Genomic DNA, 24,499 nt, shown 5'->3' on the forward strand with positions numbered 1-24,499 from the left:
TTATGAATCCATCGTTAGAACTCGAATAATAAGCATAGGGTTAAGCTTCACTGGCTTCTGAACAATCACGACATATTTTGTAAAGACTTGGTAACCGGTGACGGTGCTACTGAAACCGTAAAAAATGGAGGTATTGCAATATAAATAGCCAGCACATGGTGTGAAATTAATAGATGATCATAATAATATTAATGATAATTATTTACATTTGTGTATACTGCAGGTCATGCATTTTAAATGACAACTTTCGGGGTGGAAAAGTGAAAAAATTATTAATCAGTTCATTGCTACTTGTTTCTGGCTATAGCGCTGCACATGAACCCTATGTGGCGCCGATTGCTTATCAGACCGAGCAGACTCAGGTCGCGATTATTTCCGGTTATGCAGAAGAGGCCTTAAACAGTGAATATGCCTTGAAAGATGCAAAATTCGAGATCACGCTGCCGAACAATACCAAAACCACCATTCAAGCGAATACTAAACTGGACTCAGCGACCGTATTTGATTTGAAACTGCCTGAAGCAGGGACTTATCTGGTGCAAACCAAGGCTTCATATCCATTGAAATACGTGCAAGATCAAAAACAATGGAAGATGTTTTTTGATATGCCGGCCGATAAAGCGCCTGCAAAAGCTGAGCGCGATTTTGTGATTCCTGCCGATCTAAACAGCAAGAATATCAAGCCAGTTGAAATCACGCGCGAATGGACATTATTGACTTATGTCAGTAAGGAGAAACATACACCCGTTCAGGCAAGCACAGCCCCGATTCAGGTGGAGTTTTTCACCCATCCAAATGAATTAAAAGCCAATCAGGCGGTAAAAATTAAAGTATCGAAAGCCAATAAAGCTTTAGCCAATGCTGAAGTGGTGATTCGTGCTAAAGGTGCAACCGATAAGCAAGGAATCAGCTTGAAAACAGCGGCGGATGGCAGTGCTGAACTGTTATTTCCAAAAGCGGCGGAATACTTGATTGAAGTCAGCGAAACGGTGGATATGAAACAAAAGCCAGGCAATCAGTTCTACAGCATTATCAGTGTAGCTGTACATTAAAATGTCAAAAGGCTAATTCACTAGAATTAGCCTTTTTATTTCGACTGCATTGTTATTGACTAGATTCATCATCCATGGCTTTACTATAAAATTTCACACCCAGTTGAATCCGGTCACGGCCATTGCTCATACGCCAGCGGTTAGTATCTCTGAGTGAATAGACGCAGCCGCAATATTCCTGTTGATAGAACTCTTCACGTTTGCTGATTTCCAGCATACGCACTGCACCGCCATGTTTGCGCCAGTTATAATCCCAATATTGAATGTCTGGATAATGCGCGGCAGCACGTAGACCACAGTCATTAATTTGCTGCATGTTTTTCCAGCGCGAAATCCCCAGCGAACTGCTGATCAGGCTGAAACCGTGTTCATAGGCATAAAGGGCAGTCCGTTCAAAACGCATATCAAAGCACATGGTGCAACGAATACCTTTTTCAGGTTCATTTTCCATGCCTTTAGCGCGCGCAAACCAGTTATCGGTATCATAATCGCAATCGATAAACGGAATATTGTGTTTTTCGGCAAAGCGAATATTTTCTTCCTTACGAATGAGGTATTCCTTCACCGGATGGATATTCGGATTATAAAAAAAGATCGAAAAGTCAATTCCTGATTCAATCAGGGTTTCCATAACTTCACCGGAACATGGTGCGCAGCATGAGTGCAGCAGTAACTTGTCATGTCCTTCGGGTAAGCTCAGTTTTTGGCGTTGAAGTTTTAACATAGATAAAAATATTGAGTAAAATTTTATAGTGAATTATGAAGTAATTATTCAAAAAAAATATGAAATAATTTCACATGAAAATGAAATTATTTCATATTGAGAAAACATTAATTATATTTAACTAAGATTTAAATCCTAAAATTTCAATGTATGAAATTTCATATTTCTTTTTCAATGAATTAAATTTCTCATGTACTAATACACTAGCTATAACTTCTGTGCGCCCATGCAATTGTTCAGGTTTAACACTATTATTAAGCTTTAGTGTTACACGATTATGGTTTAGAGAATGGATAGATCCAGCCCATCCATTTTCTCTTCTATCCTTATCAGAAGCATAAATTGATAATTTAATATCTTGATGAAAAGTTTCCCGTTCCTCTTGTACAGGTGGAGTATAAGTTGAAGGCATAGGATCTAGAACTTTTCGGTCAAAAACAACTTCCTCTTTATCTTTATGGTTAAACTTAATTTGGGCATCATCTTCAAGTTTTGCTGGTTTAGTAATATTAATAGCATTCTCTGCTAATGTTTTTTGAGAAATTTTACTTATTATAGAATTATAGTCACTTTCAGATAAGTTCATTGATTGAATGTTGGTAATGTTATTATTTATCGTAATATTTTGATTTGTAACAGGAACTTGGGGGCTAGCAGTAGCTAATTTTGTACCTTCCACAATTAAAGCAATCGTTGCTTGTTTAACAATATCTTTTATTGTTTCCTTTGACGGCGCTATATGGGTGATTTTTTTAGCATTTGCTTTCGCTGCATGTAAAGATTTTCTTATGATTAATTTAAGGTTTAGACTTCCACTCTGTAAGTTTTCAATAAAAATTTCAGAATCTAAAACTTTAAAATCAGGGTAAGCTTTTTCAATAAACTTGGAGGTATGATGTATATTACTTTCCAAAGCTTTTAAGCTGGATATTATTTCATCAATAGGTATAAAGTTTTTATTCGTATAATAAATTTCGTATTCGGTGTCGACTGTAAATATTTCAGAGTTAGACACAAAGTATTCCCTATTAAAATAAATACCTGAGTTTAAGAGATTAGTAATGATTACACAATATAGAATTTGACTTAATTGGGAGGATACTTACATTAAAAAAATATTTATTCTGAAATTATATAATTTATTATTAAGTGATACTCTGTGTTTGGCTTTGTGCTTACTACTCGAGTGATTCTTGATTAATGAATTGTATACTTTAAACAATAGGTGTTGAGACTTGCTAATTAATTTTGTGTTAAGATGAAATAAATTCAATTTTGGTTTTTGTTGTGCTAGAACTCCGTCATTTAAAAACATTACTTGCGCTAAGAGAACATGGCTCACTGGTGGCTGCCGCGACCGATCTATGCCTGACGCCGTCTGCAATTTCTCACCAGTTAAAAGAACTTGATCATTGGTATGGGGTAGAAGTGGTGAATCGTCGTAGTCGCCCTGTCAGTTTCTCCAATGTTGGGGAACGTCTGCTTAAACTGGCAGATGATGTATTGCCGCAAGTTCAGATCGCACAGACCGATATTACCCGTATCGTGCACGGCCAGACAGGACGGATTATCTTCTCTTCAGAATGTCACAGTTGTTTTGACTGGTTGATGCCGTTATTGAATCAGTATCGTCATCAGTATCCGGATGTAGATTTGGACTTTGCCGCGGGTTTTGAGTCGAATCCTCACGAGCTGTTGCAAAATGCCGAGTTTGATCTATTGATCACGGCAGATCCGATTGCATTGAAGGGAATTGAGTATTTCCCAATTTTCAAATATGAATCACGCTTGGTTCTTTCTAGCACGCATCCTTTGGCACGTGCCGAGCAGGTGAGCGTGCAGGATCTGGCAGAAGAAACCCTGATTACATATCCGGTTGATAAGCATCGCCTGGATATCATGGCACATCTGTTTATTCCAGCCAATGTCTATCCGAAGCACATCCGCACTACAGATCTGACCCAAATGCTGATCCAGCTGGTGGCAAGTGGACGCGGCATTGCGGCATTGCCAGATTGGGTGGTCAATGAATATGAGCAAAAAGGCTGGGTGGTCAGTCGCCGTCTGGATTGTGTCGCTCCGGAAGGTCTGAGACGTACACTGTATGCGGGTTATCGGGTCGAGGATAAAGAGAAGAACTATTTTGAAGGCTTTATTAAGCAACTGGAAAAGTTTTCCAAGATGCGTGCCGTGTATTATGAAAATTAATTCAAGGTCTTTTTATGATAAAGGTAGCCATGCGCTACCTTTATTTTTATGAGGTGATTATGCAGATGAAATACGCGTTAAGATTTCCCGATCAGTAGTGACAAAATCCCTGCCGCAATCAGTGGGCCAACCGGAACGCCTCTTAATAAGGCGACACCTGCTACTGTACCGATCAGAAGGCCGGCAACCACATCAGGTTGATTACTCATTAACTTAACGCCTCGTCCACCCAGCCATGCCACCAGCAGGCCAACGGCAATTGCCGCCAGAGATTTGATACTGATAAATGATTTAAGGATGCTTTCTCCGCTGATCTTGCCACTGGCAATCGGTGCAAGTACGCCAATAGTAAGAATAATGATGCCAATATTCAGTCCATGGCTCTGAATATAAGGAAAAAACTGGTTTAAAGGAGTCAGTTTGACCAGGATCAGACACGCTGCTGCTACAGTGACGGCCGTGTTTTGACTAAAGATACCGCAACCTAATAAGACCAGCAGCACCACTAAATTGATATCGAATTGAGAGAACATCGCAGGGCATGGGGAAGGGAAATAAAGTTGAATTATATCGTAATTTATCGAGATTTATTTTAAAAAGCGCTTTTTTCTCATCTGTAGATACAAGTTTAAGTTGGTAAGTATTTGAAAATTATTAAAAATAAAGGAAGCCATTTCCAAAATTAGAAATGGCTTTTCCTGAGAAAGTTAGGCCAGTTTTTTGAAGGTTCCGTAGTAAGCAATTTGTTCATCCCAGAACTGTTCCCATAAATCACAGTATTCAAGACAGATTTGACGGATTGAAACGTATTCAGATTCAACGCAGGCCTGTGCCAGTACAAACCATAAATCATCTTCATGGTCGTCATCAGCCGCTTCGGCAGTCGCATCATGTGAAACACCATGGACATAGTAATAACCACTATCCACATCGAAACCGACCGCCTTGGTGGCCTGACGTAGCGCAGGACTGAATAAAATCACTTCTTCTTCTGCAACGGCGAGCAAAGCTGAAACTGCCTGATAGCTGTTAAACGAATTTTCCAGATAATGACGTACCCGTTGTGCAATCAGCGAAGGTTGATAGTCATTACGCTCAGACTGGCTCAAATCAAAGTCATTGAGCACATCTTCAAATAATGGATAATGTGCATATTCCGGGTTGCCGGAATAATAACCTTCCTGATCCAGACCAGGGCGGAAACCAAATTCGTCCAGAATATTCAGGTTCAATAAAAAGCGCGGGAACATTTTGGAACCGGACAATAAACGTGGTTCTAACTGTTTGGTCTGGAATTGAGCCATCAATAAGGCATCGGTAAATACCTGAACAATGGCATGGCGATATTCAAGATGAATATGTTTTAACGTTTCTTTGTCAATTACACCGTCATTTAAAAGTTGAATGGCAGGATGTCTTGAAACAGGATGATTTGAAATTTCTGCTCTTAGTTTGTTCAGAAAATCCAGGTTCTTGTTCCATAGATCCGCAGAAATACTATTTTTCATGCCTTCAATAGCTTTCTGTCTCGGGTTGTTAAAGTTTTCAAATTTTTTTGGCATAGTCTTGTACTCGATGAATTAATAATATTATTGCTTTTCCAATTATTTAGTTAGATTTTCTTTGGCTGATTATGAATATAACTATTGTTTCAGCCAAACATCTTTTTATTGGATGATTTAAATATAAAATTATTTTTTTGTGAAATCAATTTATTAAAGCGGCTAAAAAATCGCAAGAAAGCTTATTATTTAACTTAACTGTAAATAAAAGGTGAAGTAATTCACGGTATATTTTTTTATTTAAAAAATAGAAAGATTTTTTTACAAATCATCTTGTGTAGCAGCCGTTTTTTTCATACCCTATAACAGGAACAATAAAGAAAGTATGACTTTTCTATACTGCTCTTAAAATAAGATAAATATACATAGTGGCCAGAAATTTCCAGCATGTAAACTATGTCTTAATAATATGTTAAGTTTTTTGATAGAATTCTAAAAGGATAATAAAATGTCAAAAAAAGAAGATATCATTGTAACGGCTCTAGACCTTTTTAACCGTCATAACTACAGCTCTGTGGGTGTGGATCGAATTATCAGTGAGTCGGGCGTTGCCAAAATGACGTTCTACAAATACTTTCCTTCTAAAGAGAACCTGATTGAAGAGTGTCTGTCGCGAAGGAATAAAAGTATCCAGGCGTCTATCGAAAACGAAATTAGCCTGAAAGCAGCAGATGATTATTTAGGTAAAATTAAAGCCGTCTATTTTTGGCATCTCGGCTGGTTTAATTCAGATGATTTTCATGGCTGTATGTTTCAAAAAGCTTCATTAGAAATTTTACAACAGTATCCTTCCATTATTCGTCCAATCATGGAATATCGTGAGTGGTTAATGGCATTGGTAGAAGACTTGTTTGTAAAGGCACAGGTTTATCAGCCTCATGTATTAACAGCGATGTATATTAATATTCTGGACGGGATGACCTCGTATGCAAAAGTAAATAAAGATCATGCCCAGATCGAAGAGTGCTGGTATTATATCGAGCGATTAATCCATTTAGATGCAGCATAATAACTTATTATTGTAGTTATGCTAAATAATAACCTTTAGATAAATAAAATTACATTTTTATAAAACTTAAAATAAAAAACCGAGGATTTATCCTCGGTTCTTTTTATAGGGCAATATTATTTTTCGACGAATGCGCGTTCAATTACATAATCACCCATTACGCCCATACGTGGTGATTCAACCAAACCGTGTTGATCGAGCAACGCAGCGACGTCTTTCAGGAACGCCGGGCTACCACAGAGCATGGCACGGTCAGTTTCACGGTTAAAACGTGGTAAACCAATTTTTTCAAACAGTTCGCCAGTCTCAATTGCCGTAGTTACACGACCTTGAGTGTGGAACGGTTCACGTGTCACAGTCGGGTAGTAGATCAACTTGTCTTTGATGCCTAACTCTTCAAAGAATTCATGATTTGGAAGTTCATTCAAGATTAAATCTTGGTAGGCAAGTTCAGACACATAACGTGTACCATGCACCATAATCACTTTTTCAAACTTCTCGTAAGTTTCCGGGTCACGAAGCAAAGAAAGGAATGGAGCAAGGCCAGTACCAGAAGATAACAGATATAAATTTTTACCTGGCAGTAAATCGTCGTGTACCAAAGTGCCTGTAGGCTTTTTAGAAATCAGGATTTCGTCGCCCACTTGTACTTTTTGTAAAATAGAAGTTAATGGACCGTCTTGTACTTTAATAGAGAAGAATTCAAGTTCTTCTTCATAATTCGCACTGGCGATCGAATAAGCTCGCATTAAAGGCTTACCATTCACTTCAAGGCCGATCATTACAAACTGACCATTTTTAAAACGTAAGCTGACGTCGCGTGTAGTTTTAAAACTGAAAAGTGTGTCATTCCAGTGGTGAACATGAGTAATGCGTTCAACGTTAAAAGCAGCCATTAAAGGTCTCGATCACAGTTAAAAGAAACAGATCGCTATTCTAATCTAAAATCATTCTCGATAAACTGAATATATTTAATTGTGTTTATAAGAAAAAGTGATGAACAGTTCAGTAGTGATGCCAATCATTGGTCATATGTGTTCGCCTTATCGTGAGAAATTCGGTATCCCGCGCCAGCCAAATCTGGTGCAGGTCGAGTCATATATAGAGATGACGGCGGCTTATAGCGATATTCTGGCATTTGAAGGCATTGAAGATTTTAGCCACTTATGGCTGCTATGGCAGTTTCATGAGAATAAAAATTCAGATAACGCCTTGAATCAAATGCCTAAATTTCGTGCACAAGTACGACCGCCTAGGCTCGGAGGCAACCAGAAAATAGGGGTTTTTGCGACCCGAAGCATGTATCGCCCATCTCCGATTGGTTTATCGGTGGTACAGTTTTTACGCGTTGAAAAGCATGGCAAAGCGGTACGGGTCTATGTCACGGGCAGTGATTTGCTGGATGGTACCCCGATTTTAGATATCAAGCCGTATATTCAATATTCAGATGCGGTGACTGAGGCGGTCAGTGGTTATGCCCAAGAGCAGCCACAGCGTAAAACGGTGGTTTGGTCGGAAAATGCACAACAGCAACAACAGCAGTTATTAAAGCAGGGGATTTTGCATAAAAAGATATTCGATGAACTTGAACAAGTGTTATCTTTAGATCCTCGACCTGCCTATCAGCATGATGCTGAACGCGTGTATGGAATGCGCTTTGCCATGTTGAATGTACGTTTTACGGTGGGTGAACAGGACGTCACCATTGTTGCAGTGGAACAAAGTTAAAACTTTAAAAATATAAATTTCGTTAAAAATTTGGGGAATCAACGGTGATGCAAGCTCAGGCAAAATTCGCAAACTTTTCTTTTACGATCGATGTGACCTGGTGTCTGGAACAATTGGTGCAGGATGGCCGTATCACGGAACGGGACAAACTGCTGGTACAGACCACACATCGGCAAAAGGATCAGTTGAAATGGCATCCTTTGCAGTGGATTGCCAATTTCAGCCTCAAAGACCAGCTGAATGCAGGTAGTACCTTATCGTTGAATCGTTTGTGTCAATGGCTGGCTGAAAAAGCCGATCTTCCCTTATTTATCATCGATCCGCTTAAAGCCGATGTTGCGGCGTTAACCAGCGTCATGTCACAAGAATTTGCCGCCAGAAATCATATTTTGGCGGTAGAAGTACACGCAGACCGGATTCTGATTGGCACCGACCAACCCTTTATCAGCGAATGGTTGAACAATCTGGAACGGAGTCTGGCACCTAAAAAGATTGAAAAAGTTTTGCTCAATCCTGAACAGTTACAACGTTATATTGTTGAGTACTATCAGGTTAGCCGAGCAGTCAGTTCCTCACAAAATGCCAGTATCTATGATAGGGAGAATAAAGGCGTTGAGGCTTTATTACAGTTAGGCGATACCCAGAATCCTGATGCCAATGACCAGCATATTGTCAAACTGGTGGACTGGGTGCTGCAATTTGCGTTTGAGCAAGGTGCCAGCGATATTCATCTGGAACCACGTAAAGACAAAGGTAAGGTACGTTTCCGTATCGATGGAGTGCTGCATACCATCTATAACATGCCTGCCAATACACTGACCGCGGTAATTTCCCGTATCAAGATTCTTGGCCGCATGAATGTGGCGGAAAAGCGTAAACCGCAGGATGGACGCTTAAAAACCCGTACCCCGAAAGGACAGGAAACCGAATTACGTCTTTCGACTTTGCCGACCGCTTTTGGTGAAAAACTGGTGATGCGTATTTTCGACCCGGAAGTATTGGTGCGGAGTTTCCAGCAACTGGGTTTTGAAGGCCATTTATTGCAGAGCTGGCAGCAGCTGACGCAGCACAGTCACGGTATTATTCTGGTCACAGGACCAACAGGTTCGGGTAAAACCACCACGCTATATTCATCTTTAAAGCAGCTGGCGACCGAACAGGTCAATGTCTGTACCATTGAAGACCCGATTGAAATGCTGGAGCCGAGTTTTAACCAGATGCAGGTCAATCCAAACATTGAATTAGGCTTTGCAGATGGCGTACGTGCCTTAATGCGTCAAGATCCTGACATTATCATGGTCGGTGAGATCCGAGACCATGACACCGCAAATATGGCGATTCAGGCTGCATTAACAGGGCATCTGGTATTATCTACTTTACATACCAATGATGCACCGTCCAGTTTGACGCGTTTACATGATCTAGGCGTGCAGCCATTCCTCACGGCTGCCACAATTCTCGGTGTTCTGGCCCAACGTCTGGTTCGTCGCCTTTGTCCGCATTGTAAACAGGAAACGCCAATTAATGAGCAAGAGTGGGAACATCTGACCTTTGATTATATGATGGACATGCCGACCAGCATGTATAAAGCTGTGGGATGTGAAGCTTGTCGACATACCGGCTATAAGGGCCGAGTCGGGATTTACGAATTTATGCCGGTTAGTCTGGAGCTCAAGTCACTGATTAGTGCGCATGGCACACTCAATGATTTAAAAGCACAAGCCAAAAAAGAAGGCGTTGAGCCCTTGCGGATTGCGGGTGCGCGTAAAGTGATTGAGGGCGTGACCACCTTGGAAGAAGTATTGCGCGTGGTACCATTAAATTAAGCTACAGCATCATCTTCAGATTCACCTCATCTTGGTTTGTTTTAATGACTGCATCGAAATGATGAAACCACAATGAGGGGAAACAAGATGAATGTATTATCTAAATGTGCAGTTGTTGCTGGCTTGGTTGGCGCAACTACTTTTGCTGTAGCCAATACCACTGCCGTAAATCAGCAAGCATTGGCGCCGACTCAAATCACCACAGTCAAACAGGCTTTGACCTTGAAAGATGATACCCCAGTCAGATTGAAAGGTTATGTGGTCAAATCCACAGGTGATGAGAAATATCAGTTTAGCGACCAGACCGGTTCTATGACGGTCGATATTGATGATGATTTATGGCAAGGTAAGCCGATATCAGCAAAAACACCGGTAACCTTAATTGGTGAAATCGACATCGACTATAAACCAGCGAAACGTGTTGAAGTAGATGTCGATCAGGTTCAATTCTAAATATTGAGCCATCAATATAAAAAAAACCACATGATCATCATGTGGTTTTTTGTTAATGATTTATTTTAAGATCATGTGAAAGATCAATACAGTGGGCTGTTTTATGCGAATTTTATTGGCTGAAGATGATGCCTCGCAGGCAGAAAGTATCAAGGCTTGGCTGGAAATGGATGGTTATAGCGTTGACTGGGTGGAACGTGGCGATCATGCGATTCTGGCAGCCGAACAGCATCAATACCACTGTATTCTGCTGGATCGGGGCTTACCGCAAGCGTCAGGAGATGAAATTCTGAAAAGCATTCGCCGGCAAAATAGCAAAACCCCGGTGATTTTTATTACCGCCAAAGACCACATCCATGATCGGGTCGAGGGACTGGATCTAGGGGCGAATGACTATTTGGTCAAGCCATTTAATCTGGAAGAGTTATCTGCCCGGGTTCGTTCCCAATTGCGTCAGCATCAAGCCCAAGCAGGTCAATATCTTTATTTTGCCGATTTACAACTTGATCCCCAAGCCAAAACCCTGATTCAGGAGGGGAAAGCGGTGAATCTGACTGCCAAAGAGTTTCAGATTCTATATAAGCTAATGCAGCAACCTGAACATATTGTGACACGGGAACAACTGGAAGAATCCCTGTATGCATGGGGTGATGAAATTGAAAGTAATGCCATCGAGGTGTTTATCTATCAGATTCGTAAAAAGATTGGCGGGCAATATATCAAGACCATTCGCGGTCTAGGCTATCGCATGCATCAGGGGGAATAGGATGAAAGTCGTGTCATTACAAACCAGACTGGTTAAAACTTCATTAATCAGTTCAATCATTGCTGGATGTGTGGCCTTACTTTTATTCGCGGTAATTTCGGTGTATCAAACCATGCAGATGCAAGATGAGATCATGGACGAGATTTCAGATATGTTGCAGATAACCGACTTAACCCAACCCTCAGGACAGCAGATTGATGAACTGAGTGATGAATTTGATATCCAATACCAGTTGCGCAATTCGCAGCAGGTGTTGACCCAATCCACAGATTTTCAGCTTGATCCACAGCATTACAGCTTGATTACAGCCAGGCAGGGTAACTTTGGCCTGATTTGGCAAAAAGGACAGTTATGGCGGAGTTATGCGGGCGAAGATGAGCATGCGCCTATGCAGGTATTGCTTCTACAACCCCTAGGAGAACGTTTTAAAGATTCGCTGAATCATTTCGCAGGTTATAGCTTGATCTTGCTGCTGGTATGGCTGATGCAATGGATCTTGTTGCATTTCCTGATTAAACGACAATTTAAAGTAATGCATCAGTTATCTTCAGAAATCTCAGCAAAGAATGCAGATGATTTAAGCCCGCTATCAACTGGAGAGGTAGAGCTGAAAGAGTTACAGCCCATGCTGGGTCAGCTCAATCGCCTGTTACAGCGCCTCGAAGAATCCTTGCATGCAGAACAGCGTTTTACTGCGGATGCCTCCCATGAATTGCGTTCGCCTTTGTCTGCAATTCAGCTTCGATTGCAGTTGTTACAACGTAAGTATCCTGAACGGGCGGGTGATTTTGTCCAGATGCAGCAAGATGTCAATCGCGGCATTCAAACGCTGGAAAATTTACTGCTGTTGGCGCGTCTCGATCCTGAGCATGCCAATAATCTGCCGAAAACTCAGTTTGACCTAAATACGGTAATACAAGAGGCAATGCAAGCCTTGGCATTATTTGTGCAGGAAAAGCAGATTCAAATACAGCTGGATGTCTCAACACAGCCCAAGATGTTGCATGCTAATCAACAACTGATATTTACCTGTATCCGCAACATAATTGATAATGCGATCCGCTATAGCCTTGAGCACGGACAGATTTATATCAGTTTGAAGCAGCAACATGATGTGATAGAACTCGTGATCGAAAATGAAGGGCAAGGCTTAGACAACGATATACTAGAACGATTGGGAGAACGTTTTTATCGCGCTTTAGGTACCAAAACACAGGGCTCTGGCTTAGGTCTGTCGATTTGTAAAAAAATTGTTGAATTGCATCAGGGCAAAATCAAGTTTTCCCAATCCTGCTATGGCGGACTCAAGGTGAGTATTCAGCTGCCTGTATAAATTTTCTCATAAGCAACATAAAAAAAAGCAGCATGCGCTGACATACTGCTTATTCCCACGTTTATTATTATGCGGTTGTTATTATATTACTTCGTTAAAATCAGGCGATTATTACGCGTTAGACGTAAACGGTATTCCTCACCCGCATGCATAATGCGGATTTCGCGTCCCAAGGCGAAAAGATTGTTTGAATGCAACATTGGCAATGATTGGGCTGCATCTGTACTACGAGTAAATAGGTTGAATGGTGCGTTCATTTGTTATGCTCCGTGGTGTGTTCTTTAACGTTTTAAATGATAATCATTATCGAATAGACCTGTCAACGGAAATTTTAACAATTTACAAAATCAGTGATTAATTTTGTTTTTAGTCATGTGAATTCGTGTTTAAACACCTTAAAATCTGGATAAAAGATGAGAGATTTTAGTCTGTTATGACCAAAGCTACAGTTGATGTTGCAATCGCAATTTTATTACACAAAACCAAAGTATTGGTCGGCTGGCGACAGGCCAGCCAGCATCAGGGCAATAAACATGAGTTTCCTGGTGGAAAAGTTGAAGCCGGTGAAACACCAGAGCAGGCTTGCCGCCGTGAGATTTATGAAGAAGTAGGCATCGGTTTAAAGGACTGGCATGTTTTTGATGTGATCCGTCATGAATATGACGACATTATTGTGAATCTGCATTTGTTTCATGCCTATGTGCCCGATGAATTGCTCGATCTGATTCATCAACCGTGGGGCTGGTACAAACGTGAGCAACTGGCCGAGTTAAATTTTCCAAAAGCCAATGATGCCATTTTACAACGTTTGATCTGGCCTCATCTCATCAAGATCAGTGATCAAATTAATGCCTTGCCGCAACAACAGGCGCTCTTATATTGGCGTACTGATGCTGCTGATATTAATCAGATCCAGTCGCAGCTTTTAAGCTTGAGCGATGCGCAATTGCAGAAATTGATGATCAATGTCGATCTCTGGCAGCAACTGGATGCTGAATTGCGAGATAAAATCTCAACCATTCATTTAAAGCAATCACAATTGATGAGTTTAAGTAAAGCTGGTTTGGTCGTTGGGAAGCGCTTTATCGCAGCTTGTCATGATGCGGTCTCTTTGCAACATGCCCATCATATTGGTTGTGATGCGGTGTTATTAAGTCCGGTACAGGCCACTGAAACGCATCCTGATGCGAAAGAATTGGGCTGGGAGGGTTTTGAAGAACTCGCCCGAACCAGTGATATTCCTGTTTTTGCCTTAGGGGGGGTTGCACCTGCTGAATTAAAACAAGCCCAAAAGCATCATGCTTATGGGCTTGCGGGGATTCGTCAGTTTAGTGCAATTGACTAGGATTAAAGTGCCCGAAGGGCTCTACGCGCTTCTTGAGCCTTCACCGAATGATTGCGGGCTTCACTGGCTTTCAGAATAATTAACCACAATTGCTTTTTCATGGCATTGCTTTGCGCATAACTTAAGCCACGGCGGGCCAATGCTTCTGCATTGGCATATTCTTTACGTTGATCGGCAATCATAGCCAGATACAAATAGGTTTCCGTGGCCTGTGGCGCGATACGTTGTGCCTGAAGCGCATAACGTTCAGCCTCTGCCAGTTGCTGCTGTTTATAAGCGACCTGGGTTTTTTGCATCAAGGTTTTAAATGCCGGCAGTTGGCTACCATCATTAAACTTTTGCTGCACCTTTTGTTGCGGCACAACCACAGGAACGCTTTGACGCTTAATCTCTTTTTGATCATAAGGCGTGATTTTCACTCCGGAAGAGGATTGGCTTTCCTTTTTCGGTGGGTGAGTTGGCGTGGTCTTGGTGGGCGCCTTTTCAGGTGCCGTGGTACAACCCGCCAGTATAAGCATTCCAATAATAACTGCTGTTTTCTTGATCATGTTCAATTATCCTTTTGAGGCTTAGTTCTCACCGTTACCGTTATAGCTACCGCTGGAAATCACACGTGCCGGGCTGCGATTGGACAAGTCTGTATCCATCTGGTTTTCACTTTCACGAATATAGTTACCAATGCTATCGTCCTGCTGATCACCCTGTGTTTCATCTGTTTGTGGAATATAGGTCGGTTCCACTTCATAATGAGACTGGCCACACAGCGTGGCACGACGTGGCACAGTTTGGCGCATTAAAGGAATATACATTGCGCCATCACAGCCTTGTGCAGATAAATCACCGCTGGCGCTATCAATCCATTGCCATTGCACATTATCGGTTTGACGCAGATTAACAGGCTCTTGACGAAGCTGTTTCATCACATTGGTCCAGACTGGTAATGCACCAGATGAACCGGTTAAGCCAGTGACTTTGTTATCATCCAGACCTAACCACACCACTGCCACATGATTGCCTGAATAACCTGCAAACCATGAATCTCGGGTGTCATTGGTGGTCCCAGATTTACCCGCCAGATTTAATGACTCAGGTAAGCTGTTATAGGCAGAGCGACCAGTACCAGAACGCATCACTTGTTGTAAGCCAAAGTTCAGAATATAGGCTGCGGCAGGGTCAATGGTCTGTTGTACATTCAAGCCATAACGCTCAAGCAAATGCCCTTTGGCATCCACCACCGTACGGATCGAGCGAGGCGGATATTTAAAGCCACCTGTGGCGAAGTTGCTATAGATGCTCAAGACTTCCATCGGTGACATATTCACTGCGCCCAGATAGATCGAAGGGTAGGCCGGAATATCTGAAGTCACACCAAACTGTCTTAATTTATTGCTGAACGCAGATAAACCAAATTCATTGCCTAAACGGACAGTGGATAAGTTGTATGAGTTGGCTAGAGCTTGTTGCATTGGTACAACACCATGCTCACCACCACTATAGTTTTTCGGGGTCCAGCTCTTATCACCATCAATTGGAATATTGACCGCACTGTCTTCAATCGGGCTGGCCCATGTGTATCGGCCTGATTCGATTGCATTCAGGTAAATGATCGGTTTAAGCAAAGAACCGACTTGACGTTTGGCATCGAGCGCCCGGTTAAAACCAGTAAAGTCCTGAGTTGAACCTACGGCTGCAACCAGTTCACCATTTTCAGGATGGGCAACCAGTACCGCACCTTGCAGGTTTCTTAAACGGCCCGGGTTGGCATTGGCTAAACGGCTGACGGTACTCTTAAATGCGTTCTGTACCTGAGTCTGTGCGATTGGATCAAGGGTTGTGAAAATTCTCAGTCCTTGATTGGTAATATCACTCTCCTGATATTCGGTACGAAGTTGACGACGCACAATATCCAGGAAATCAGGGAATTTTGCAGGGCCTAAAGTTGGCTTGCTGACCACATTTAATGGACGGGCAATTTCATCTTCATATTCTGCATCAGTCAAATAACCCATCACTTTCATGTTATTTAAGACAACATCACGACGTTTTTTCGCCGACTCAGGATTACGCCAAGGATTATACAAAGAAGGGCCTTGAACCAGACCAACCAGAAAGGCCTGTTGGGAAATATTCAGTTCACGCAATGGTAGACCGAAGTAAAATTGTGATGCCAAGCCATATCCATTAATCGAATAGCTACCATTTTGACCTAAGTTCACTTCATTTAAGTAAGCTTCCAGAATCTCGTCTTTGCTGTAATGTAATTCAATCAATAGCGCCATGAGGGCTTCATTGACCTTACGTTTCAGCGTCTTTTCCGGTGAAAGATAAAAATTCTTGACCAACTGCTGGGTTAAGGTTGAACCACCTTGGCGACGACCACCCGTTACATTACTGACGACAGCACGTGCGGTACCACGGATTGAAAGACCATGATGGTGATAGAAGTTACGATCTTCCGTCGAGATCAAGGCTTCGATCAAGGTTTTAGGTACTTTATTCAGTTTAATGAGAACGCGGTCTTCATTATGTTGTGGATAGATACCACCGATCAATAAAGGTTCTAAGCGAGCAATCCCTGTATTTGAGGGTTTGGTAGAGCGCACTTCACTGACTTCGCCATTGGCAAAGGCCAGTTCCAGCACCTGTTCAGGTTCGGTACTATCACCGTAGTCGAAACCACGGGTATGCACATACATCTGGTTGCCCTGAACCACATAGCTACCCGACTTGTCGTAGTTAGCCGTATTCTTATATCCCAGTAATTTTAACTCTTGGGTAAAATTATCCTGAGTAATCGGTGCATTGGCATAGATTTCCAATGGGCGTGCAAACACCTTGGCAGGGATGTCCCAACGCTGACCTTCAAACTTGTCACGAATAATATTATCCAATCGGATCAGATAGATACTAAAGGCAACAAAGACACCTATCACTAACATTGAGAAAATGAGTGCTAGAAAACCAATACCACGTTCAAACTTCATAGATTTGCGTTAAAACCAAAACAATGACGGTAATGATGCGATAGCTTATTGTCATTTTGCAATCATAAAACTGTGAATAAATAGCAACATGCAATAAAAAGTTTAAGCATGTGTTGACATTAAAGGTATAAAAAAGCAACGGATAGACATTTTTATACTTTTTAATCAATCATCAACGCAACATAGGTTGTTAATGATATGATAGTCGATAACCGCGACGGAGCTGAATTATTCGTGCAAATTTCACATAAATCCTTTCGAAATATTGGTCTCATTGGACGACCAGACAAGTATTCTGTAGTAGAAACGTTATGTTTAATTCATGATCATTTGATCAATTTAGGCTTAAACCCCGTTTTTGATCAGGAAACAGCAAAACTTGTCCCCTATAGTCATGGTCAGACCGTGAGCCGAAACTTATTGGGTGAAGTCGTTGATTTAGTGATTGTGGTGGGCGGTGATGGTTCATTGCTCCATGCTGCACGTGCTTTGGTACGTTATAGTACGCCTGTGCTCGGCATTAACCGGGGGAGACTCGGCTTTTTAACCGATATTAAGCCCGCCGAAGCCATCTTTAAACTGGATCAGGTATTACAAGGCCAGTTCCAGCTGGACCGCCGTTTCTTACTGGAAATGGAAGTACGTACCAATGGTGAAACCATTTATGATGCGATTGCATTGAATGATGTGGTGTTGCACTCAGGTAAATCGGTACATATGATCGATTTTGAACTAAATATTGATGGGCAATATGTTTATCGTCAGCACAGTGATGGTCTGATCGTTTCAACCCCAACGGGTTCAACAGCGTATGCACTTTCAGGCGGAGGGCCGATTCTGCATCCAAGTATGGATGCGATCGCACTGGTGCCGATGCATCCGCACACCTTGTCATCACGTCCTATCGTGGTGGGTGGACAAAGTGAAATCAAGATTACCATCCGTGAAAATCGTGTTCTGCCGATGGTGAGTGCCGATGGTCAACATAGTGTTGCATTAAATGTAGGTGACACGGTGCATATCCGCAAACATCCGTTTAAACTAAGCTTATTACATCCACCAGGTTATGACTTTTATATGGCATGTCGTACCAAATTAGGGTGGAATCAAGATTTTGAATCTTTTCAACAGGATGACTCATGAATATTGAACAAATGCTCGCTATTTTAAATCCTGAAATTGTTGAGCGTCTTCGTACCGCTGTTGAAATTGGTAAATGGCCAAATGGCGTTGCACTCACCAAAGAACAGCGTGAAACCTGTATGCAAGCCGTTTATGCCTGGGAAATGGAAAATTTACCAAAAGAACAACGTAGTGGTTATATCGACCGTGGCACTAAAAAAGACGGTGAAGAGTGTGATGACGATCATCACAAAAATGAACCTGAATTTAAGCCGATTCGTTTTGTTTAAGATGAATGGAATGATTAGAATGCTCCGATGATCGGGGCATTTTTTATAATACTATTGATTAATCGATTCTGAGTTTTAATGGGAAGGTTCTAATTGTATGACGATGAATAATAAAAAATACTTAACGTTATTTCTTTGCTTATTCATTTCAGCCTGTGCCCCATATATAGTTGCAGATGATGAAATTGTTCAACATGTTCATTTAGACAAATTAACGGCTTCTCAAATCAGCGGGATGAGTGGTGATCTTTTTACATTTAATATGGTGGCTGAAAGAAGCCTTCGCCATTTTTATGTCCAGGGAAACTATAAATATTCATATTTTAGATGCACGCCAATACAAGATTATGTCGTCATCGGATCTGTTTCGATTGATGAAGAGCATGTTGAACATGGGATGTATATTTCATCGGGTTTTTTTAAAGTCTGTGAAGATGAATCCATGAATACCTGCCTCAGGAAGACGCAGATTGAGGGGTTATTAACAGATAATCTTTCGTGCCGGCTTGTTGTTGGGGGGCTTTTCAAAAAAAGTAAAGTTATTGCTGATTCTATTGTGATTACGAGAGATTCAATCCTTGAATCGAAAAATTTATAAAATAGTCTGTATATTTTATTCAATGAATGGCGATTTCTTTTACTTGAAATCGCCATTTTGACTTAGTTCAGACGCTTTTCCCATAGTGTTTTGGCTTTATCCATCGCTTCATCATAGCTATTGACTACACCCATGGTATACAACGCGATTCCCATGGTTTCAACGACTGCCAATTCACCATATTCATGCGTCTGCTCACCCAGCCAGACTGCTTTAAATACAGCCAGATCTAGTTCTTCTTCAATCGGACTACGGTCTGGTGTCAATTTTGGAAGTTCGTATTCGTACAACTCACCATTTTTAATCCCGCAAATCAAGGTTTTGGCATCAGGATTACGTTCAAACTCACCACCTTCACCTTTAATCACGGCACTGTTTTGATAACCTAGACGGAAAGCAGTCTGCTGATGTGAACTACGATAAGCAGGGTGGAAAATGGCCTGTAAAGTGGCTTTGGCATTAAAGGGATTAATCAGGCGTGCCAAAGTGTGGATTGGAGAACGTAGGCCCATCACATTTCGTAGTGAAATCAGGTCACTTAAAATTGGTGAAATTGCTTCCAGTGGCAGATAGGCAAAGTTGTGCTGTTCAAGTTGCTGACGGACATCCTGTTGATTCTGGCAAATAGAATAGCCTAAGTATTGCAAAACCTGCTCAGTATAAACACGGTTAATGGTATGACCCGCTGCACCATGCATCACAATTTTATAACCATGATGTGCAAGCGTTAGGGCTGCCAGCAAGAACCATGGGTAATGCTTACGCTTGCCTGCATAAGACGACCAGTCCAGATCGACCTCAAGAGGCTGAAATTTGAGTTGGTCGCGAGTAGCCTGTACAAAACCCGCCAGTTCATCAACGGATTCCTCTTTAACACGTAACAACATCAAGAAGGCGCCAAGCTGAACATCCAGTACTTCATCTTGCAAGATCATGCTAAAAGCCTGATAGGCCTCTTCATAACTCAGCGAACGTGAACCGGTTTTACCTTTACCCAAAATACGAACATATTGAGCAAATGGATGTTCTGCAGTTTTATAGATATTTCGTTTTGTGTTCATGGCCGTATTGAGGATTGTCACTGAGAATGAGATCAATATGACATAAAATCGGGTCCGGTAGCATAAAAAAACCAGCAAGCTGTTTAATCAATAAGCAACTGTGGTTTAAAGAACCAAGATGCAAACAAAATTATTGACCGAATCAGTCTAGTGATTTGATGTAAACGGGACATGACATCCTATCTAAAAGTTATTAGCATGACTGCGAACGAATTTTTAAGAACAAAGAAAGCGAAAGGAAATAATGATGTTAGCTTACGATGCAGATTTGGAACTCTTCCGTGATAACTTTAAGCGCTTTATGAGCGAGCAGATTGCACCGCATTATGACCAATGGGAACGCGAAGGCATCATGCCACGTTCAGTATGGACGGCATTGGGCGAAAATGGATTCTTGTGTGTCGATGTCCCGGAAGAATACGGCGGTTATGGTGTGCCAACCCATTATTCATTGATGTTGGTCGAAGAGTCGGCGCGTGCGGGCTACTGTGCATTATCAACTGCAATTTCATGCCACTCTGAAATCGCTGCGCCTTATATCCAGCACATTGCAACAGAAGAACAAAAACAGTACTGGTTGCCAAAAATGGTATCGGGTGAAGTGGTTGGTGCCATTGGCATGACTGAACCAGGTGCAGGCTCAGACTTACAGGCAATGCGGACCAGTGCCATTTTGCAAGATGACCACTATGTGCTAAATGGCTCGAAAACCTTTATTTCAAATGGTCAGCATGCAGATCTGGTGGTGCTTGCAGTGAAAACTGATCCTCAAGCACGTGCCAAAGGTGTGTCTTTGATGCTGGTGGATACGCATCTGGAAGGTTTTAAAAAGGGCACCAACCTCGACAAAATCGGTTTACATTCACAAGATACTTCAGAGTTATTCTTTGATAATGTCAAAGTACCGAAAGATCAATTGTTGGGTCAGGCAGGGCAAGGATTTGCTTATTTGATGCAGGAGCTTCCACGCGAACGTACTGCGATTGCAGCTACTGCTTTAGGCGCAATTCGTGGTGCAATTGACTTGGCAACGGCGTATGTCAAAGAGCGTCAGGCCTTTGGGCAGGCAATTTCACAATTCCAGAATACCCGTTTTGTCTTGGCACAAGCGAAGATTGATGAGTTGGCAACTGCTGCTTTCTATAACCAAAATGTTGAGCTATATAACGAAGGTAAACTGGATGTAGAAACTGCTGCGGCATTGAAGAGCTTCAGTACTGACATGCAAATGAAAGTTGCAGATAACTTGCTTCAGTTATTTGGTGGTTATGGTTATATGACTGAATACCCGATTTCACGTTTCTTCGTTGATGCACGTATCCAGCGTATTTATGGCGGAACCAACGAGATCATGAAAGAAATCGTGGCGCGTGGCATTATCGGTAAAGCTTAATCCGCATTTATCTCATCAAACAGCCTGCTTGAAAGCGGGCTGTTTTGTTTTCACTCTTTGTTCGATTGATGAAGAACCGGATAATTTTGCTGTTTAGGCAATTGCTGTAAGGCTTGATTAATTTTTCTCAGAAACTCATCGGCTTCATCTTGCCGAAAAATATCTTCCGTATATTCACTGCGTTGTTGAAAGCGCCCACAGCCTCGTATTTGCATATTAGATGGATTAAATGACCAGTCATTTGGGTTTTTTAGATAAATGCTTAAGTCACTTTCACAACTTTTCCATAAATTTAAGAACACATTCGATTGTTCTGATTTAAATCCCATTGCAGGGTAAACGCGAAAACCTTTCATTTCGGGATTTGAAAATTGAAAAAACTTATCAACGGGCATACCTCCCCAAAGGATTGCAGCATTTTCTGGCAAGGTGATGCCTGTTAAGTTCTGTTCTTTTAAGGCATGAGTTTGCTGATGCATCTGTCTAAAGTGTTGTGATTGATAAGTCAGTTTGGTTTGAGACGGGACAGATATTCCACGAACTTGATTGCTTAGCGGGGTGATAAAGTAAGGCGATCGGTCAGCGCCATTGCAACCTGCAATCATAGGGCAGCCACCACATGCCGTTAAACCGATACTGATCAAGCCAAGTAAACCTAAGCTGGAAATCTTATGCATTGTATTTAACTATTGTTATGAGATCTTTTCGCAGTATAACCAATCTATCTTATCAAAAGGTCTGAATTTAAGCGGACAATTCTCCGCTTAAATTCAGCGGTGTTTATTCCAGATTTTATGGCGTTGGTTCATCAAATAGATTTGAACAACTTTGCGGCTGACAACCTGCCAACATAATCGCTTTCGGCAAGCTGGCATACATATTGGTGAGATGCTGTTCGGCAGGATGTCGGTAATTCCAGAACAAGAAATGCTTTGAACGTTGCTGATTAAAGTTTTGATAGAAGTTGTTCTGCTTTTGCAAGGATTCAGCATCTGGTGTTGGGCTTCGTCCATGTTCATGCGTACCCACTGTGGTCATCAGCATGATCTCTTGAGCACGATTTGCTTTATTGTTTAACCAATCCTTTTGTTTGTTGAGCAGTGCATAATTATCAAACCAAAGTGAAGGGCTGGCGGCAATATAACGCTGGAACATGTGTGGTTGGCTAAAGAAAGTGTGTAAAACAAACAGTCCACCAAAGGAGTGCCCAAATAAACTCTGTTGCTGTGAATTGACTTTAATTTTGGTTTGAATCGCAGGCTTTAGCTCTTTTTCTATAAATTGAATAAATTGGTCTGCACCACCATAAGTGTACTTGGCTTGCTTTTGAAACTCAGCCGATGCCTGAGGTGTATAGTCTAAAGCGCGCTTTTCTACATCAAAAGTGCTTTGTTTAGGGTAACCAATCGCAACAATGGCGACCGGACTCAAACCTAAACGATTGGCACCACCACCCACAGATTTAGCGATATTGGCGGCACTATCAAATGCGGCATTACCATCCAGTACATACAGTACAGGAAAACCTTCCTGTGGAGCTTCACCAGCAGGAACAGAGATCTGGATCAAATAATCATGTTTTGTATATTTGGATGCTATTACAAAGCTTTGCTGAATATTGGACTGTGCTTTGAGAGGCGCTTTATTAGAACTGGAGGTATTGGGTTGAGCAAAAGCCAGTGGTGTTGCCATGAGCAGAGAAAAAGTCAAAATCCCAAGATGTTTAAACATCACTTTATTTACACCCATCAAAATTTTGACAAGTAATATATAATGAAAATCATTATCAATAAAGTTTAATCAGAAAAAGAGTTAAAACTCAGCGTGTTTAATGCCTAAAAGTATTGTTATACTCTAGCTCGGATAATCGATTCATAGATAGATTGTAATCCATTCTTATAGATGATTTTGCTGAGGCTGCATTCAATGGTAAACGATGGACAAAACACATCGAATTCACTTAATTTAGAACAAATTCGTAACGATATTGATAGTGTTGATCAACAAATCCAAGAGTTACTCAACCGCCGTGCGACACTGGCAGAAGCGGTAGCTAAAGCGAAATTTGCATCCGAAGAAAATCCACTGTTTTATCGTCCGGAACGTGAAGCGCAAGTGCTGCGTAAAGTCATGGAGCGTAATCAGGGCCCTTTGTCTGATGCAACCATGGCCCGTTTATTCCGTGAAATCATGTCGGCATGTCTGGCGCTTGAAGCACCACAAAGCATTGCATTCTTAGGGCCAGAAGGGACATATACCCATTCTGCGGTGTTGAAGCATTTTGGTAAAGATGCGGTTGTGCGTCCATTACCGACCATTGATGAAGTGTTCCGTGAAGTTGAAGCGGGCAGCGCGCACTATGGTGTTGTTCCTGTAGAAAACTCATCTGAAGGGATTGTGAACCATACCCTGGATTGCTTTAAAGCATCGACAGTGAATGTGATTGGTGAGGTTGAACTTCGTATTCATCACCAATTCCTGGTATCTGAAAATACCCGTAAAGACAGTATTAAACAGATTTATGCGCATCAGCAAACCCTGGCGCAATGTCGTAAATGGTTAGATGCACATTATCCGGGCGTTGAGCGTGTTGCACTGAACTCAAATGCAGAAGCGGCACGCCGTATTCGTAACGAATGGCATTCTGCTGCGATTGCCTCTGATATTGCGGCAAGCATGTACAATCTTGAGATTTTACATAGCAATATTGAAGATAACCCTGAAAATACTACACGTTTCCTTGTAATTGGTCGTGAAAAGATTCCTCAAAGCGGTAATGACAAGACCTCGTTATTGATCTCTGCGCATGATCGTGCGGGTGCTTTGCTGGAAATTCTTGCGCCATTTGCCAAACATCAAATCAGCTTGACCAGCATTGAAACACGTCCGGCATTGCCTGAAAAATGGGCCTATGTATTCTTTATCGATTTAGAAGGACATATCGGACAGGAAAATGTTGCAGCGGCATTGGAAGAAATCCGTCCAATGGTGAAAGAGTTACGTGTACTCGGTTCATATCCAATCGCTGTTTTATAATCCCGTTTT

The 24,499-nt window shown here is 41.7% G+C and carries 25 protein-coding genes; 14 read left to right on the forward strand and 11 right to left on the reverse strand.

Features of this window, described 5'->3' with window-relative positions; translation table 11 throughout:
- The first annotated feature begins 260 nt into the window (after positions 1-260).
- Positions 261-1,052 (forward strand): DUF4198 domain-containing protein, encoded by a 792-nt coding sequence (locus tag IEV39_RS04035; RefSeq protein WP_005286399.1) that lies wholly within the window; start codon positions 261-263, stop codon positions 1,050-1,052.
- 52 nt (positions 1,053-1,104) lie between these two features.
- Here the strand turns inward: IEV39_RS04035 and IEV39_RS04040 are convergent, their stop codons facing one another.
- Together IEV39_RS04040 and IEV39_RS18465 are read right to left on the reverse strand one after the other, a co-directional pair.
- Positions 1,105-1,776, reverse strand: a complete 672-nt coding sequence (locus IEV39_RS04040) for an epoxyqueuosine reductase QueH (RefSeq protein WP_005286397.1) — start codon at positions 1,774-1,776, stop codon at positions 1,105-1,107.
- Positions 1,777-1,897: 121 nt separating this feature from the next.
- Positions 1,898-2,791, reverse strand: a complete 894-nt coding sequence (locus IEV39_RS18465; protein ID WP_005286393.1) for a hypothetical protein — start codon at positions 2,789-2,791, stop codon at positions 1,898-1,900.
- A 272-nt stretch (positions 2,792-3,063) separates the two neighbouring features.
- On the opposite strand from IEV39_RS18465, the gene IEV39_RS04055 reads away from it, so the two are divergent.
- On the forward strand, positions 3,064-3,984 hold the full coding sequence (locus IEV39_RS04055) for a LysR family transcriptional regulator (protein WP_005230927.1): 921 nt from the start codon (positions 3,064-3,066) through the stop codon (positions 3,982-3,984).
- 77 nt (positions 3,985-4,061) lie between these two features.
- Here IEV39_RS04055 and IEV39_RS04060 read toward each other — a convergent pair whose 3' ends face one another.
- The gene (locus tag IEV39_RS04060) at positions 4,062-4,517 is read right to left on the reverse strand and encodes a DUF441 domain-containing protein (RefSeq protein ID WP_005230925.1); all 456 of its coding nucleotides are present in this window, start codon (positions 4,515-4,517) and stop codon (positions 4,062-4,064) included.
- A gap of 174 nt (positions 4,518-4,691) precedes the next feature.
- On the reverse strand, positions 4,692-5,546 hold the full coding sequence (locus IEV39_RS04065; protein WP_005286389.1) for a heme oxygenase-like domain-containing protein: 855 nt from the start codon (positions 5,544-5,546) through the stop codon (positions 4,692-4,694).
- Positions 5,547-5,994: 448 nt separating this feature from the next.
- Between IEV39_RS04065 and IEV39_RS04070 the strand changes: the two genes are divergently transcribed.
- Complete coding sequence (locus tag IEV39_RS04070; RefSeq protein WP_005230921.1) at positions 5,995-6,555, forward strand: TetR/AcrR family transcriptional regulator; 561 nt, start codon at positions 5,995-5,997, stop codon at positions 6,553-6,555.
- A 116-nt stretch (positions 6,556-6,671) separates the two neighbouring features.
- Here the strand turns inward: IEV39_RS04070 and IEV39_RS04075 are convergent, their stop codons facing one another.
- Entirely contained in the window at positions 6,672-7,451 is a 780-nt protein-coding gene (locus IEV39_RS04075) for a ferredoxin--NADP reductase (protein ID WP_004772583.1), read from the reverse strand.
- Between the two features lie 118 nt (positions 7,452-7,569).
- Between IEV39_RS04075 and tsaA the strand changes: the two genes are divergently transcribed.
- The 5 genes from tsaA (at position 7,570) to IEV39_RS04100 (ending at position 12,661) form a co-directional block, all read left to right on the forward strand.
- Entirely contained in the window at positions 7,570-8,283 is a 714-nt protein-coding gene (gene tsaA / locus IEV39_RS04080) for a tRNA (N6-threonylcarbamoyladenosine(37)-N6)-methyltransferase TrmO (RefSeq protein ID WP_171067895.1), read from the forward strand.
- Positions 8,284-8,330: 47 nt separating this feature from the next.
- A complete protein-coding gene (tfpB, locus tag IEV39_RS04085) occupies positions 8,331-10,109 on the forward strand; it encodes a type IV pilus assembly ATPase TfpB (RefSeq protein ID WP_005286383.1) in 1,779 nt (592 codons plus the stop codon).
- 87 nt (positions 10,110-10,196) lie between these two features.
- On the forward strand, positions 10,197-10,562 hold the full coding sequence (locus IEV39_RS04090; protein ID WP_005286380.1) for a NirD/YgiW/YdeI family stress tolerance protein: 366 nt from the start codon (positions 10,197-10,199) through the stop codon (positions 10,560-10,562).
- A gap of 103 nt (positions 10,563-10,665) precedes the next feature.
- A complete protein-coding gene (locus tag IEV39_RS04095; protein WP_005286378.1) occupies positions 10,666-11,328 on the forward strand; it encodes a response regulator transcription factor in 663 nt (220 codons plus the stop codon).
- A gap of 1 nt (position 11,329) precedes the next feature.
- A complete protein-coding gene (locus IEV39_RS04100) occupies positions 11,330-12,661 on the forward strand; it encodes a sensor histidine kinase (RefSeq protein ID WP_005286375.1) in 1,332 nt (443 codons plus the stop codon).
- A gap of 86 nt (positions 12,662-12,747) precedes the next feature.
- Here the strand turns inward: IEV39_RS04100 and hemP are convergent, their stop codons facing one another.
- The gene (gene hemP, locus IEV39_RS04105) at positions 12,748-12,918 is read right to left on the reverse strand and encodes a hemin uptake protein HemP (RefSeq protein ID WP_004661888.1); all 171 of its coding nucleotides are present in this window, start codon (positions 12,916-12,918) and stop codon (positions 12,748-12,750) included.
- Positions 12,919-13,094: 176 nt separating this feature from the next.
- Here hemP and IEV39_RS04110 point away from each other — a divergent pair, with 176 nt between their 5' ends.
- Complete coding sequence (locus IEV39_RS04110) at positions 13,095-14,006, forward strand: NUDIX domain-containing protein (protein WP_005286373.1); 912 nt, start codon at positions 13,095-13,097, stop codon at positions 14,004-14,006.
- A 2-nt stretch (positions 14,007-14,008) separates the two neighbouring features.
- Here IEV39_RS04110 and IEV39_RS04115 read toward each other — a convergent pair whose 3' ends face one another.
- Together IEV39_RS04115 and mrcB are read right to left on the reverse strand one after the other, a co-directional pair.
- Positions 14,009-14,554, reverse strand: a complete 546-nt coding sequence (locus tag IEV39_RS04115) for a hypothetical protein (RefSeq protein WP_005286369.1) — start codon at positions 14,552-14,554, stop codon at positions 14,009-14,011.
- 21 nt (positions 14,555-14,575) lie between these two features.
- On the reverse strand, positions 14,576-16,990 hold the full coding sequence (gene mrcB / locus IEV39_RS04120) for a penicillin-binding protein 1B (protein WP_005230907.1): 2,415 nt from the start codon (positions 16,988-16,990) through the stop codon (positions 14,576-14,578).
- 234 nt (positions 16,991-17,224) lie between these two features.
- Between mrcB and IEV39_RS04125 the strand changes: the two genes are divergently transcribed.
- The 3 genes from IEV39_RS04125 (at position 17,225) to IEV39_RS04135 (ending at position 19,000) form a co-directional block, all read left to right on the forward strand.
- Positions 17,225-18,133 (forward strand): NAD(+) kinase, encoded by a 909-nt coding sequence (locus IEV39_RS04125; protein ID WP_032869750.1) that lies wholly within the window; start codon positions 17,225-17,227, stop codon positions 18,131-18,133.
- Entirely contained in the window at positions 18,130-18,402 is a 273-nt protein-coding gene (locus tag IEV39_RS04130; protein ID WP_005230905.1) for a YeaC family protein, read from the forward strand. Before IEV39_RS04125 ends, IEV39_RS04130 begins: the two co-directional genes overlap by 4 nt.
- 97 nt (positions 18,403-18,499) lie before the next feature.
- Positions 18,500-19,000, forward strand: a complete 501-nt coding sequence (locus IEV39_RS04135) for a hypothetical protein (RefSeq protein ID WP_005286364.1) — start codon at positions 18,500-18,502, stop codon at positions 18,998-19,000.
- Between the two features lie 62 nt (positions 19,001-19,062).
- Here IEV39_RS04135 and IEV39_RS04140 read toward each other — a convergent pair whose 3' ends face one another.
- The gene (locus tag IEV39_RS04140) at positions 19,063-20,061 is read right to left on the reverse strand and encodes a glycosyl transferase family protein (protein WP_005286361.1); all 999 of its coding nucleotides are present in this window, start codon (positions 20,059-20,061) and stop codon (positions 19,063-19,065) included.
- Between the two features lie 247 nt (positions 20,062-20,308).
- Between IEV39_RS04140 and IEV39_RS04145 the strand changes: the two genes are divergently transcribed.
- On the forward strand, positions 20,309-21,454 hold the full coding sequence (locus IEV39_RS04145) for an acyl-CoA dehydrogenase family protein (protein ID WP_005286359.1): 1,146 nt from the start codon (positions 20,309-20,311) through the stop codon (positions 21,452-21,454).
- 50 nt (positions 21,455-21,504) lie between these two features.
- Here the strand turns inward: IEV39_RS04145 and IEV39_RS04150 are convergent, their stop codons facing one another.
- Together IEV39_RS04150 and IEV39_RS04155 are read right to left on the reverse strand one after the other, a co-directional pair.
- On the reverse strand, positions 21,505-22,131 hold the full coding sequence (locus tag IEV39_RS04150; protein WP_005286356.1) for a hypothetical protein: 627 nt from the start codon (positions 22,129-22,131) through the stop codon (positions 21,505-21,507).
- 115 nt (positions 22,132-22,246) lie between these two features.
- Complete coding sequence (locus IEV39_RS04155; RefSeq protein ID WP_032883260.1) at positions 22,247-23,185, reverse strand: alpha/beta hydrolase; 939 nt, start codon at positions 23,183-23,185, stop codon at positions 22,247-22,249.
- A 195-nt stretch (positions 23,186-23,380) separates the two neighbouring features.
- Between IEV39_RS04155 and pheA the strand changes: the two genes are divergently transcribed.
- Positions 23,381-24,490, forward strand: a complete 1,110-nt coding sequence (gene pheA, locus IEV39_RS04160) for a prephenate dehydratase (protein WP_004772565.1) — start codon at positions 23,381-23,383, stop codon at positions 24,488-24,490.
- Positions 24,491-24,499: the final 9 nt, after the last annotated feature.

The sequence above is a fragment of the Acinetobacter courvalinii genome (assembly GCF_014635545.1).
GTDB classification, from domain to species: domain Bacteria; phylum Pseudomonadota; class Gammaproteobacteria; order Pseudomonadales; family Moraxellaceae; genus Acinetobacter; species Acinetobacter courvalinii.

Bases quoted from the DNA above. Each gene is read 5' to 3' on its own strand.
- IEV39_RS04150 (WP_005286356.1), bottom strand. From the start codon at position 22,131: ATGCATAAGATTTCCAGCTTAGGTTTACTTGGCTTGATCAGTATCGGT.
- pheA (WP_004772565.1), top strand. From the start codon at position 23,381: ATGGTAAACGATGGACAAAACACATCGAATTCACTTAATTTAGAACAA.
- tsaA (WP_171067895.1), top strand. From the start codon at position 7,570: ATGCCAATCATTGGTCATATGTGTTCGCCTTATCGTGAGAAATTCGGT.
- IEV39_RS04135 (WP_005286364.1), top strand. From the start codon at position 18,500: ATGACGATGAATAATAAAAAATACTTAACGTTATTTCTTTGCTTATTC.
- IEV39_RS04115 (WP_005286369.1), bottom strand. From the start codon at position 14,554: ATGATCAAGAAAACAGCAGTTATTATTGGAATGCTTATACTGGCGGGT.
- IEV39_RS04100 (WP_005286375.1), top strand. From the start codon at position 11,330: ATGAAAGTCGTGTCATTACAAACCAGACTGGTTAAAACTTCATTAATC.
- IEV39_RS04040 (WP_005286397.1), bottom strand. From the start codon at position 1,776: ATGTTAAAACTTCAACGCCAAAAACTGAGCTTACCCGAAGGACATGAC.
- mrcB (WP_005230907.1), bottom strand. From the start codon at position 16,990: ATGAAGTTTGAACGTGGTATTGGTTTTCTAGCACTCATTTTCTCAATG.
- IEV39_RS04145 (WP_005286359.1), top strand. From the start codon at position 20,309: ATGTTAGCTTACGATGCAGATTTGGAACTCTTCCGTGATAACTTTAAG.
- IEV39_RS04065 (WP_005286389.1), bottom strand. From the start codon at position 5,546: ATGCCAAAAAAATTTGAAAACTTTAACAACCCGAGACAGAAAGCTATT.
- IEV39_RS04060 (WP_005230925.1), bottom strand. From the start codon at position 4,517: ATGTTCTCTCAATTCGATATCAATTTAGTGGTGCTGCTGGTCTTATTA.
- IEV39_RS04075 (WP_004772583.1), bottom strand. From the start codon at position 7,451: ATGGCTGCTTTTAACGTTGAACGCATTACTCATGTTCACCACTGGAAT.
- IEV39_RS04090 (WP_005286380.1), top strand. From the start codon at position 10,197: ATGAATGTATTATCTAAATGTGCAGTTGTTGCTGGCTTGGTTGGCGCA.
- IEV39_RS04095 (WP_005286378.1), top strand. From the start codon at position 10,666: ATGCGAATTTTATTGGCTGAAGATGATGCCTCGCAGGCAGAAAGTATC.
- IEV39_RS04070 (WP_005230921.1), top strand. From the start codon at position 5,995: ATGTCAAAAAAAGAAGATATCATTGTAACGGCTCTAGACCTTTTTAAC.
- IEV39_RS04155 (WP_032883260.1), bottom strand. From the start codon at position 23,185: ATGTTTAAACATCTTGGGATTTTGACTTTTTCTCTGCTCATGGCAACA.
- IEV39_RS04130 (WP_005230905.1), top strand. From the start codon at position 18,130: ATGAATATTGAACAAATGCTCGCTATTTTAAATCCTGAAATTGTTGAG.
- IEV39_RS04110 (WP_005286373.1), top strand. From the start codon at position 13,095: ATGACCAAAGCTACAGTTGATGTTGCAATCGCAATTTTATTACACAAA.
- tfpB (WP_005286383.1), top strand. From the start codon at position 8,331: ATGCAAGCTCAGGCAAAATTCGCAAACTTTTCTTTTACGATCGATGTG.
- hemP (WP_004661888.1), bottom strand. From the start codon at position 12,918: ATGAACGCACCATTCAACCTATTTACTCGTAGTACAGATGCAGCCCAA.
- IEV39_RS04140 (WP_005286361.1), bottom strand. From the start codon at position 20,061: ATGAACACAAAACGAAATATCTATAAAACTGCAGAACATCCATTTGCT.